Genomic DNA, 12780 nt, shown 5'->3' with positions numbered 1-12780 from the left:
TCCCAATATTTATCATCAAGACGATAATATCAAAGAGAAAGAGAATTCGGTAAGATCCGGATGCTTTCCGCATTGCCCAGACACATAGTATCAAGACTGCCACTATCACAATTAGTGATATCCACAAAAAAACAATCACATTACTCATCACTGTCCTATTTTTGCAAATTGATCTATCTTATCTGCCAAGGTATAATAGCCCATCACCTTTTCATAGGATATGATGCAGACAATGCTGTCGCTGTCATGCTCCACAAGAATAGTCCACTGTCCACCCTTGGCATTCTCATATACCTCGAGCCGAACCGGACGGTTGCGTGGGTATTTCTCATTCATAACCTTAATCTGGTGCTCGATGTCACACTTCAGTGCATCCAAAGAACATTCGTCAGCAATCAGATGTCGGTCAAACTGTTGCACGTATATCTGTAATGCCCTGCCTTTTTTGTTGACATTGGCATAAGTCTTGATGTTATCTATAAAGTATCTCATAGCATTCAGATTTTATGTATTTACCAAGTATTGCTCCATAAGTCCGGGGATATCTTCTATCATCTTCAGCATACACTCATGCGGCGCATTAAGAAATGAAATAGCAAGGATACTAAAGTCCTGGTCTATCTGCCGAACTTCATCTACCTGCAGGTAGTCCAGCGCATCAACGGCATCGACGAAAGGAAGATGACTCTTGAGTGCAAATCCACAGTTGCATATTACTCTGCCCGAAGCCGTCGGACGTGGAATCCACATCCTGAACTGTCCGTCAGGAGTGGAAATGGAGGAAAAAACTTTGTTGTTATTCATGTGTTCTGTTTATTAAGTTAGTAAATCATCGTCTCATATAGGGGAATCGAACCCCAGTCGCGGCAAATCTTAAGTATACCGCTACCATTTGATGTAGTATGAGGAGCCGGACTATCTTCGCAGACCGCCACAGCCATAGAATACACATTAAACACAGATGGCACACCTCACGGTGGGCTTATTTCATTTGATTCCGGTGCCAGTAGGAAATCATCTCACCCACATTACGAACCTTGATTTTTGCCTTGATATTCTCTCGATGGCGGTTAACCGTACAAGGCGAGATATGTAGCTCTGCCGCAATTTCATCAGTTTGGCAGCTGGAGGCAATGAGCCGGAATACATCCATCTCGCGATCGGTCAGTGCTGTATCAAGCTCCGGTCTGCATATCACCCCTTCATGTTCGCATTCACCCCGTAGCGGGCATTTGACCTCCTCGAATACAAACAGACCATCTTTGTTGATGTCAAGGTTATATTGGTCATATTCGCCAAAGTTGCAGCGGATGAAACGGTGGACTACCCGAAATTCATAATGCCACCGGTTCATGGTGCTGGCAGAATAGAGCTGCATCAGTCGGGCATGTGCTTTCGGGTATCGATCCCGGATAACAGAAAGCATATATTCAATGGTCGGCCTATCGGAATCCTTAAGCACAACCGCCGGCTGCCCAAACTCCTTCATCATCACATCCCCTTCGGGGGTATTGTAGAACTCAATATTATGAATGACAGCTACCATGAAATTTGAGTTATTATGAGTCCCCTTTTCACTTTGTACCCTGCACTCACCAAAATTCTTTCATATTCAGGTTTTAAACGTCTGCTACTTATGAGGTATCTTGTTTTTCCGCTGCGTACCGCCGCCTCTACTTGATACATTATACGTTTGAACTCTTTGGGCATCGTTTCCATCATCTTCTCATTTGCAGAAATCATTTGTTTGGATTTTAATTTTGTTGAATTATGAAAATGTTCTCATATAGTTCTCTTTCCAAAGGTTTGAAGGAGTCTTTTCTTAACTTGTCGTAGAATGTAATCAATGACATACCACTTCTTCTTAGGAACTCATCACGGAGCTTCAGTCTCGTGGCTTTTTCCATCTGGTCGTAATGGTACTTAGGTACCATTTTTTGCTTTTTCTCTTCCATAATCTTAAATATTACAATTGTTATTATTATATTTATAACGCAAAGGACTAAAATAATAACTTAATACCAAAATATTAAGCCTATTATTTTATCCAAATATTATTATTTAAATCCAATACAAATAATATAATATGTTTAATCCTGACAAAATAAGAAGATTATTTGAAGATAGGAATATAAGTCAAGCACAGTTTATAAAAGATACAAGTATATCTAAATCAAATTTATATGTTTGGCTTAACAACACTTCAATTCCTGGTGCCGATAATCTGGAAATCATAGCAGATTATTTTAATGTCCCTATAGATTATTTTTTTGATAGAGAAACTAATTCTTTAGGGATAAGTATCGGTCATCAAGTCAAAGGTAATGGTAACAAGGTATCAGGAGATATAACTTTGAGTGAATGCCAGAAAGAGATAGAACATCTCAATGCCCTTTTGGAAGAAAAAGAAAGAGTGATAACTGAGAAAGAAAGAACAATTCAGATATTAATGAATAAATAACCTTTAAAATATTATTTGCTATGAAACTTTTCATGGAAGAAATTGAAAACAAAAAATATGGAATAAAAGTATCAGGCTCTATACCGTTCCATATAGCCACAAGTTATGCGCCTACTAATCTTTGGATATTGAAAGATTCAGGTCTGGATACAGCATATGGCAGACGGACACACAATTTCCTTTTTAAGAAGGTAGTTGCCGTAATGGAAGTAATCACCAATATAGAGGGGCATGAATTGCACGGGCAGGTTGTCACTTGCGCCGAGGGAGAATATGGTAAATTGAGCAATCTGTTAATTAGTTTGGGAGATGGCGAATCTGAGTTCTATTGGAAACAATTGGATAATGAATTTGAAGAAAATCTCACTGATGAGCATGTTTATCTGATAGATTTGGATGACCTTAGACAATCAAAAGGATTTGAAAATTTGACTGTAGAACAATGTTTCAGTGAACTTCTTCTAGCAAATAGTTCAATGGAATATGACCTTCGAAAGTACCGTTATGTAGATACACGAAATGGGCATATTATGGATGCCAATGAGCACACACCAGAATAAATCTTGTTCTGATAAACAAATTATGATGATATACACTAATAGACAATAACAGAAGAATATACAGTTATACAGTTTTATACGCATCGGATTGTCAGCATCTTATCGTCAGTAGTGAAATTCCCGCTACCCCGACAAAATAAGAGGCATCTACAATAAAATGTAGGTGCCTCTTGCTATTTTCTCCTTTCTATCCAAACAGCAACGTAAAGCAGCTCCCTTTTCCCACGGCAGACTGCACTGTGATATTTCCGCCGTGCCGGTTCATTACTTGTTTACACAAACTAAGCCCGATGCCCGAACCGGAGGGCTTGGTGGTGAAGAACGGTACAAAAATCTTATCCTGCACTTCCGGTAAGATGCCTTCACCATTGTCGCTGACAGTGATAAGGCATTGCCACGAGAGGGCGGGTAACATCTTCACTTCTATCTGGGGATGCTCTTTCCTGCTACATGCCTCTTTGGCATTTTTAATCAGATTAATCAATACTTGTTCTATCTGTGCCTGGTCTATCTGGAGTATGCGGTCGGTTTCCGGAAGTTCTATCCGGATATACTCTTCCGAAAACAACTTCTGCAAATCCTGCAACAGCTCGCGGACAGCGACCGGACGACGGACGGGGGCGGGAAGTCTTGTCAGCTTCCGGTAATTCTCCACAAACTCCAGCAAGCCCTTACTACGGCGGTGAATGGTCTGCATTCCCTGCCGCATGACGGAATAGTTCTTTTCCGACATTTCCCGCTCGCTCAAGGTTTCGGAGAGGGAGATGATGGGAGTAATCGAATTCATTATTTCGTGCGTCAGCACACGTATCAGCTTTTGCCACGCCTCCATCTCATTGCGTTCCAGCACGCGGGTACGGAAATTCTTCATCGCTTCGGAAAGCTCGTCCACCATATCCTCCATAGAACGGTTCTTGTAGGGAGAACGGAACGACAGCATCATGTCGTCATAGCGCAGGCTCTCTGCCAGATGGCGCATCATGCGCACCTGCATCATCTGCAAACGGTACAGATGGGCGCCAATCGCCAGCAATATCAAGAAAACCATCAGCGCACTGAACCACAGTCCGGCATCCACCAGCAGATAAACGCCGACCGAAAGGAAGGCTATGCCGATGATGTGCAGTACCACAATCAATGAATATCGTTTCATAAGCCTAATTTTTCAAGTTTCCGGTACAAGGCAAAGCGGGTAATGCCCAGGTATTCGGCGGCACGGGTCACATTTCCCTCGCTGAGCCGCATGGCACGTTCCACCGCCTGCCGTTCCAATTGCTCCAAGTTGAGGACTTCTTCTTCCTTCTTCTGGCGGGAAGCCGAAGCTTGGAGCATAAAATTCTCCGGACGAAGTAAAGAGCCGTCTCCCAGTATCACGGCACGTTCCATGGTATGCTGTAATTCGCGTACATTACCCGGCCAGGCGTATTTCAGCAACTTGTTCTTCGCCTCACGGGTCAGCCCACGTATCTCTTTCTGATATTTGCGAGCATAGCGTTGCAGGAAATGCTCTGCCAGCAGGAGGATGTCGTTTCCACGTTCTCGCAGAGGGGGGATATGGAGTTCGATGGTATTGATGCGATACAGCAGGTCTTGGCGGAAGTCTCCTTCGTCCACCAGCCGACGGATGTCTGTATTGGTAGCGCAGATGAGCCGCACATCAATGGGCGTAGCCTGCGTACTTCCCAAACGACTGATACAACGCTTTTCGATGGCAGTCAGCAGTTTGGCCTGCATGGGCAGAGAAAGATTACCTATCTCGTCCAGAAAAAGCGTACCGCCGGTTGCCACTTCCATACGTCCGGCTTTCGCTTTCCGCGCATCGGTGAATGCGCCTTTTTCGTAACCGAACAACTCGCTTTCGAACAACTGTTCGGGGATACTGCCGAGGTCTATCGTAACAAACGGCTTTCCATAGCGGGGAGAATTGCGGTAAAGCAGGCGGGCAATCACATCCTTTCCGGTTCCATTCTCACCCAATATAAGTATGTTGGCATCCGTATCGCGCAACTTCTCCATGGTAGAGAAGACTTGCTGCATGACAAGAGAATCACCGATAATAACCTTTTCGGAGCCTCCCGCTGTGGCATTGCTCAGAACTTCCACCTGCTCCTTCAGCAGATTTATCTCAGTCCGCGAACGACGCAGCTTCATGCCCGAAGAAAGGGTCGCCAACAATTTCTCTTTCTCCCACGGCTTGGGAATGAAATCCGTAGCCCCCGCTTTGATGGCACGCACTGCCTTGTCCGTATCTGCGTAGGCAGTCATGAAGATGACCACTGCTTGCGGGTCGATACTGAGAATCTGCTTCAAACTGTCGAAACCTTCCTGGCCGCTGATGGCATCACGGCTGAAATTCATATCCAGCAGAATAATGTCCGGACGGAAAGTGGTCATAAAATGCTCGATGCGGTCGGGGGTCACTGCCACCTTTATCTTCTCGGCGTAGGGTTCGAGAAGAAGGTTCAATGCAAAAAGCACATCCTCGTTATCATCTACAATCAATATTTTACCAAACTGTTCCATATCTGTTTTCTTTTTGTGCAGGCAAGACCTGTACAATCCCACATCTCTTGTACGGGCAAAGATAAGTATAATATTCATGTGCTGTGTGTGCATTATCGCACTATTTTTGTGCGTAACTGCACACGTTTGGAGAGCCTCTAACCATATCAAACACTTATAATACAATAGTTTATACTTATGGCATAGAATTTGAACTTTATAGAGTAAAGAAAACAACTATGCACCGGAATATATTTTTATTGCTTATTACATTCAGTCTGACGTCGAGCGCCATTGGCCAAGAGCACACGCTGGTGCTGACTTTGGAAGAAACCATCGAGCAGGCACGCCGGCAGTCACCCGACGCCCAGAATGCCCGCCATAGCTTCCGCTCCGCCTATTGGAACTACAAATACTACTGTGCCAACTACCTGCCGGCGCTCAAACTCACTTCCAATCCTTATCTGGACTGCGCCATCAATAAGGTGACCCAAAGCGATGGTAACGTCAAGTTCATAGAGCAGAACCTGCTGAGCACCGACCTGACACTGAGCCTGACACAGAACGTGCCGTGGACTGGGGGAACCTTTTTCATTGAAACAACTGCACAGCGTCTCGACCTTTTCAGCAGTGACACTTATTCCTGGCAGACTTCACCCGTCAACATCGGATACAGCCAGTCCTTGTTTGGCTACAACAGCCTGAAGTGGGACCGGCGCATCGAACCTATCCGTTATCGCGAAGCCAAGAAAACCTACGTGGAAACCCTTGAGCTTGTTGCTGCCAATGCCACAGAGAAGTTCTTCAACCTGGCCAAAGCACAAAGCAACTACGAAATAGCCAACGCCAACTACGCCAATGCCGACACCTTATATATATATGCGCAAGGACGATATAACATCGGCACCATTAGCGAAAACGAAATGTTGCAACTCGAACTCAACAAACTGACCGAAGAAACCAACTGCATGAATGCCCGCATCGAAGTAGAGAACTGCATGCAGGAGCTCCGTTCCTACCTCGGCATCCAAGAAGACCTCCTTATAAAAGTGAGGGTAGATAACCGTGTGCCCGACCTGCACATCGACCTGGATGCTGCGCTGATGCTTGCCAACGAAAACAGCCCGGAGATACAGAACATGCTGCGCCGCAAGGTGGAAAGCGAGAGTGCCGTGTCGCGCGCCAAGGCCAATGCCGGACTGAAAGCAGACATCTACCTGCGCTTCGGCTTGACACAAACTGCCGACAAGTTGAAAGATTCCTACCGGAATCCACTGGACCAGCAGTACGTCAGCTTGGGCATTACCCTCCCCATCTTGGACTGGGGGCGCGGAAGGGGACAAGTACGCGTGGCCCGTTCCAACCGCGACCTTGTCTACACGCAGGTAGAGCAGGACAAAACGGATTTCGACTTGAACGTACGGAAACTCGTGAAGCAATTCAACCTGCAGGCGCAACGAGTAAACATAGCCGCCCGCACGGACTATACAGCCCAACGGCGTGCCGAAGTAGCTCGCAAGCTCTATCTACTCGGCAAGTCCTCGGTACTCGACCTCAATGCTTCGATTGCAGAAAAAGATACGGCACGGAGAAATTATGTCACGACTCTATACAATTACTGGAGCCTGTATTATACATTGCGGAGTCTGACGCTTTATGATTTTGAAAACAACAAGCCATTATCGGAAGACTTGGATAAGATTGTGGATAATCAATATTATTTTGATAATAAGGCGATAACGAGTGCCAAACGATGAAACCTGCATTATCTAAATCCGAGAGTGGCGATGACAACAGACAAATATTCGATAAAGAAATAACATGGTAAATATTATGGATATAAAACTTGAAAAAAAAACCTGGTACATCCGTTACCGCTACTATCTGGCAGGAGGTTCCGCCTTCCTTGTCTTTCTAATCTATGTAATCACTCTTTCGCTGGGTCCCAGCAAACTACATATCGAGCAAGACAACATACAGATAGCCGAAGTCAAGAACGGCAAATTTATGGAATATGTAGATGTGGAGGGAATAATTCAGCCCATCCTTACCATCAAGGTCAATACACGTGAAGCCGGAAGCGTGGAACGCATCATAGGAGAGGAGGGGAGCCTGCTTCGGCAAGGAGACACCATCCTTGTCTTGGAAAACCCCGACCTGCTGCGCAGCATCGAAGACCAGCACGACGACTGGGAAAAGCAACTCATCACTTACCGCGAAAAAGAGATTGAAATGGAACAGAAAAGCCTGAACCTACAACAACAAGCCCTGCAGACCGACTATGATCTCAACCGCCTGCGCAAGAGTTTCGCCCTCGACAAGGAAGAGTACCGCATGGGCATCAAGAGCAAAGCGCAGCTCGAAGTTTCCGAGGACGAATACAACTATAAAGTGAAAAATGCCCATCTTCAAAGGGAAAGCCTCCGTCATGACTCTGCCGTTACCGTCATCCGCAAAGACCTCATCAGAAACGACCGCGAACGGGAACGGAAAAAGTATGAACGCGCCTGCGAACGGCTCGGCAACCTGGTGGTGAAAGCTCCCGTCACCGGCCAGCTCAGCTTTGTCAAGGTGACTCCGGGACAGCAGGTCGCTTCCGGCGAAAGCATTGCAGAAATCAAGGTGCTGGACCAATATAAAGTGCATACTTCCCTGAGCGAATACTACATCGACCGCATTACTACGGGGCTGCCCGCCACCATCAATTATCAGGGAAGAAAATACCCGTTGCGCATCACGAAAGTGGTTCCCGAAGTCAAAGACCGCACGTTCGACGTAGACCTCGTCTTCATGGGCGACATGCCCGACAATGTGCGTGTAGGCAAGAGCTTCCGGGTGCAGATTGAGTTAGGCCAGCCGGAGGAGGCGCTCGTCATTCCGCGCGGCAACTTCTACCAGAGTACTGGCGGACAATGGATTTACAAACTGAACGCCGCAAAGACAAAAGCCGTGCGCGTGCCGCTTGGCATCGGTCGCCAAAATCCGCAACAATACGAGATTACGGAAGGTTTGCAACCCGGAGATTGGGTAATTACAACGGGATATGATACCTTTGGCGAGGCGGAAGAATTGATAATGAAATAAAACAACGTACTATGAGACAAATAATGTATGGCAGGCAGCACAACAGAATCCGGCAGAAGTCATTAAAAACGAATAAGAAATGAAATATTTATAAACCATAAAAACCAAGCATTATGATTAAGACAGTAAATCTACAAAAGATTTTCAAGACCGAGGAAGTACAGACTCTGGCTTTGAACGACGTAAACATGGAAGTGAAAGAAGGGGAGTTTGTCGCTATCATGGGACCTTCGGGCTGCGGAAAATCCACTCTACTGAACATTCTCGGTCTGTTGGACAATCCTACATCCGGAGAATATTATTTGAATGGGACTGAAGTATCCAAATATACAGAAGCCCAACGTACCAACTTGCGGAAAGGAGTCATCGGTTTTGTATTCCAAAGCTTCAACCTGATTGATGAGCTGAATGTATACGAGAACATCGAACTGCCACTACTCTACATGGGCATTCCTGCCGCCGAACGCAAGCGCCGGGTAGAAACCGCCATGGAACGTATGGCAATCATGCACCGCAGTAAGCATTTTCCGCAACAGTTGTCCGGCGGACAACAACAGCGTGTCGCTATCGCACGTGCAGTTGTATCAAATCCTAAGCTGATACTTGCCGATGAGCCTACCGGTAACCTCGATTCAAAGAATGGAAAAGAAGTGATGGAACTGCTGAGTGAGCTGAATAAAGAAGGTACCACAATTGTTATGGTGACACACTCACAGCATGATGCCGGTTTTGCCGGACGCATCATCAATCTGTTTGACGGACAAGTGGTGACAGAAGCCAATTTGTAATAACCCCTGTTTCATTTATGAGTTGACAATGTACGATTGATGCCACTTTTGAATTTACTAAGTGCCTGTCAGCAAGCGGGCGTTTGGCAATACAAATTCCAGTCGTACAACGTCAACCTATAGATTTCCCGAACCTTTTATATACATGATATGAATTCTTACCTTTCCTTGAAATTAGTCATGAGAAGCTGGAAACGCAATAAACTGTTTGTTGCCATTTCCCTTGTCAGTCTGGTCGTCGGTATTGCCTGCACCACTTTGTTGATGGCATTTGTGATACACGAATATAACGTTGAGAACAATAATCCCAACAAAAATCGTATTCTGCGTTTAGTCCAGACTCTACCTTTTGCCCAACAGGCAGTAGAAGGTACATTCATATACGGTGGAACTGTTCCTCAAATAGTATCTCAGTTTCCGGAAATAGAGTCTTACTTACGTACGCAAACATTCAAGAATGTAAGGGTAAAGATTGAAGGACAAGAATTTCAAAGCTGGAGCTTGGTAGCAGCAGATTCAACATTAACGGCTTTTTTCCCTTTCCATAATATAGTAGGGGATGTTCAAGACGCATTACTGAAACCAGGAGACATAGCTGTAAGTGAACTGTTTGCCAAGAAATGTTTCGGTACAACAGATTGTATAGGAAAAAATGTAGATATACTATTGAGCAAAATAGGTATCAGACGCATCGTTGCCGTATTCGGCCAACCAGAGCAAAGCATCATGCAGACAGACATACTCCTACCATTGGAAGCTACTGAAAGCTCTGATTGTATGCTATTGCTGAAAGAAGGTACGGATATAAAGAAATTCCGCCAACGTTTCGGAGAAACAGAACTGCCCACTTTGTTGGGAAACGGACATCTTCGTACCCAAACATTGCAAGAATCTTATTTCGACGCTACGGTAAAAGACAGTAATCAAGTTATCAAACATCAGCAGAGCACCTTATTGGGTGTAGGGCTGTTGTCCGCATTACTGATTCTATTCATCGGTTGTTTCAACTTTATAAATCTGAGTTTCTCCCGTTTGTTGCGTCAAGTGCACATGCTTCACATTGAATCCATAATGGGAGCCACAAGATCACAAATGCGCCAACAACTGTTCTTGGATACTTTTCTGATGGTTCTTGTCGCTTTCCTTTTATCTTTATTGTTGATGAATGACTTATTGCCTGCATTTAATCATATGGTTTCTGCCAAACTGACAATGGAATATTTGTTTTCATGGCAAGTGTTCCCTCTTATCTTGTTGTTTATCATAATATTGTCTGTCATACCGGCAAGTTATATGGGTCATAGGTTGCATTCCATATCCGAAACTAATTACCGTCATTTCTTTACCGGACGCAAAAGACGTTTCATTGTGGCCTTATTGGTAACCATACAATTCATCATCTCCATTGGCTTGATGAGTACATTCATGATTATCCGTTCACAGATGTATCTGATTAAGCAGGAAGAAAAGCACTATGAGAATATTATTAATGTATATACAGATGCCAATGCACAACCGACGCTAAAGACCCGGATAGATGAGGTGAAGAATATAGAAGGGGTAGAAGCGGCAATAGCCTCCAATACCGGAATATATCCGATGAGTTTAGGAATCCCGGGCAAGGATGATTCCGGTGACAATCTGCTCATGTTGGAACTATACGAGGATTGTCTGGAATTCCTAACAATGCATCATATTGAACTGCAAGACTCCCTGCAAATATTCCACCTAATGTCCCGTACTCCACAACCTGCACTAATCAATGAAACATTCGTGGATTTATTGGTGCCCGAAGGAGAAAATCCTATCGGACAGCCCATTTCCAAGTATGTACACGAAAGAGAAGAACTTACAAAAGGTACAATTATCGGTATAGTAAAGGATTTCAAAAAGTACTCCATGACAGACCAAGTGGCTCCCTTACGAATACTCCTTTATGATACTCCACAAGATAATTTCTCAACTCTAGTTATAAAGGTAAAAGCCGGATATAAAGATAAAGTCATTAATTTCCTAAGAGAAGCATACGAAAAGAAAAATCCAGGCATTCCTTTGAAATATGATGATATGTATCAGAAATTTGTGTCCTACAATCAGGACATAACACACTTCTCGCATATCTTATTCATGTACGCCTGTGTCAGTATATTCCTTACTCTTTTCGGATTATTTGGCATCACACATTATGCCGTCTCACAGCGTAAACGTGAAATAAGCATCCGTAAAATTCACGGTGCATCCGCTCGTCAGATTCTATGGCTTATCAATTATCCGTTCCTTAGCTATGTAGGTATCGCATTCGTCGTAGCCGTCCCTGTCATTTATCTCTTTATGACATATTGGCTACAGCAATTTGCATACCATGCCACTCCAAACGTCTTTCACTTTCTGCTACCCTTGCTTTTTACTATAGGCATCACCTGCTTTACGATATGCCTGAATGGATATCGGGTAGCCGTCACCTCATTTCATCCGCGCCGCAATAGCCAGTAATACCCCGAGCACCACACCCAATATCGCTGCAAACAGCACCCGCATTTCTCCTGGCAGGAGGAATGTGATGGTGTGTGCCGGATACCAGAAAAAAGGAATTGTTTTCTTGAAGACAAAATTCCATTGCGCATCCCAATTTAGATGCGTAATGATGCGGGTCATCGGGATAGGAGTGAGGAGGCTGCGAGGCGAACCTCCACAATTCAGGATATGCGTATCCGTAATCTTATGGAATGTCATGAATACCGGAGCGAAAATGGTATTCATGGCAACTGAAATAGCGAGGGCTATCCATAATTTGTCCAGGCAGAATTCCCCATTTATAATGGCGGCGGCATTTGCCATTCCCATATACTCCATGAATTGTGGCACACCCTTGGAGAAGATTATCATGGCCGCATTGATACCCATTCCCAGCAGTCCCCACACTACGGTACGAGGCAACACTCCAAATCCTTTCCGGCTATAGACTCCGGCACTGATGCGAAGTCCCAGCATCTCACCCAGTGTAGCAAGGATTCCGAATTTAATGAAACTCATCACCATGCCATGTGCAGCGTTGAAAGACTTATACCAATCGTAAACAGGTTCACTCACAAAGAATGGCAGGAATAGTATCACCAGAACAAAAATAAAGAGGAAGTCTTTCTTTTTCATACAAAAGTCATGTTTCTCATAATGTGGCAAACATACTAAAATTATTCTGATTTAAAAGCAAATAGGTAAATAAAAGGTGTTTTGCTAAACAGAACAAAGTGTTTCCCTTAACCGAACAATCTGTTTCATTAGGGGGAACACTTTGTTTCATTATTCAGAACAGTTCGTTTCATCATATAAAAACACCTTGTTTTCTATGGATAAAATAAAGTGTTCAGCACTGTGAACTAACGAA

At 44.4% G+C, this 12780-nt stretch carries 12 protein-coding genes; 6 read left to right on the top strand and 6 right to left on the bottom strand.

What is annotated here, in order from left to right:
• Positions 1–147 precede the first annotated feature (147 nt).
• The 3 genes from M1B78_RS14620 to M1B78_RS14610 all read right to left on the bottom strand — a co-directional run bounded on the left by M1B78_RS14620 (position 148) and on the right by M1B78_RS14610 (position 1546).
• Positions 148–492, bottom strand: coding sequence for a hypothetical protein (locus M1B78_RS14620; protein WP_257941063.1), 345 nt, complete (start codon positions 490–492; stop codon positions 148–150).
• A gap of 12 nt (positions 493–504) precedes the next feature.
• Complete coding sequence (locus M1B78_RS14615) at positions 505–804, bottom strand: hypothetical protein (protein ID WP_257941062.1); 300 nt, start codon at positions 802–804, stop codon at positions 505–507.
• A 178-nt stretch (positions 805–982) separates the two neighbouring features.
• The gene (locus M1B78_RS14610; RefSeq protein ID WP_257941061.1) at positions 983–1546 is read right to left on the bottom strand and encodes a response regulator transcription factor; all 564 of its coding nucleotides are present in this window, start codon (positions 1544–1546) and stop codon (positions 983–985) included.
• A gap of 540 nt (positions 1547–2086) precedes the next feature.
• Here M1B78_RS14610 and M1B78_RS14605 point away from each other — a divergent pair.
• Together M1B78_RS14605 and M1B78_RS14600 are read left to right on the top strand one after the other, a co-directional pair.
• Entirely contained in the window at positions 2087–2461 is a 375-nt protein-coding gene (locus tag M1B78_RS14605; protein ID WP_016273224.1) for a helix-turn-helix domain-containing protein, read from the top strand.
• Positions 2462–2481: 20 nt separating this feature from the next.
• Positions 2482–3021, top strand: coding sequence for a hypothetical protein (locus M1B78_RS14600; RefSeq protein WP_257941060.1), 540 nt, complete (start codon positions 2482–2484; stop codon positions 3019–3021).
• A 187-nt stretch (positions 3022–3208) separates the two neighbouring features.
• Here the strand turns inward: M1B78_RS14600 and M1B78_RS14595 are convergent, their stop codons facing one another.
• Positions 3209–4174: a sensor histidine kinase gene (locus M1B78_RS14595; protein WP_257941059.1), complete on the bottom strand. Its 966-nt coding sequence runs from the start codon at positions 4172–4174 to the stop codon at positions 3209–3211.
• Positions 4171–5544 (bottom strand): sigma-54-dependent transcriptional regulator, encoded by a 1374-nt coding sequence (locus M1B78_RS14590; RefSeq protein WP_257941058.1) that lies wholly within the window; start codon positions 5542–5544, stop codon positions 4171–4173. The genes M1B78_RS14595 and M1B78_RS14590 overlap by 4 nt, the downstream gene beginning before the upstream one ends.
• Positions 5545–5762: 218 nt before the next feature.
• Between M1B78_RS14590 and M1B78_RS14585 the strand changes: the two genes are divergently transcribed.
• From M1B78_RS14585 to M1B78_RS14570, 4 genes are all read left to right on the top strand, one after another.
• Positions 5763–7280 (top strand): TolC family protein, encoded by a 1518-nt coding sequence (locus M1B78_RS14585; protein WP_257941057.1) that lies wholly within the window; start codon positions 5763–5765, stop codon positions 7278–7280.
• Positions 7281–7356: 76 nt separating this feature from the next.
• Complete coding sequence (locus tag M1B78_RS14580) at positions 7357–8607, top strand: efflux RND transporter periplasmic adaptor subunit (protein ID WP_257941056.1); 1251 nt, start codon at positions 7357–7359, stop codon at positions 8605–8607.
• 113 nt (positions 8608–8720) lie between these two features.
• Entirely contained in the window at positions 8721–9395 is a 675-nt protein-coding gene (locus tag M1B78_RS14575; RefSeq protein ID WP_117974604.1) for an ABC transporter ATP-binding protein, read from the top strand.
• Between the two features lie 180 nt (positions 9396–9575).
• Positions 9576–11888 (top strand): ABC transporter permease, encoded by a 2313-nt coding sequence (locus tag M1B78_RS14570; protein ID WP_257941055.1) that lies wholly within the window; start codon positions 9576–9578, stop codon positions 11886–11888.
• Here the strand turns inward: M1B78_RS14570 and M1B78_RS14565 are convergent.
• Positions 11859–12545, bottom strand: a complete 687-nt coding sequence (locus M1B78_RS14565) for a hypothetical protein (RefSeq protein WP_257941054.1) — start codon at positions 12543–12545, stop codon at positions 11859–11861. The genes M1B78_RS14570 and M1B78_RS14565 overlap by 30 nt on opposite strands.
• Positions 12546–12780 lie beyond the last annotated feature (235 nt).

The sequence above is a fragment of the Bacteroides muris (ex Fokt et al. 2023) genome (genome assembly GCF_024704895.1).
Classification (GTDB): Bacteria; Bacteroidota; Bacteroidia; order Bacteroidales; family Bacteroidaceae; genus Bacteroides; species Bacteroides muris.
This window is presented reverse-complemented; position numbering and strand designations above follow the sequence as displayed.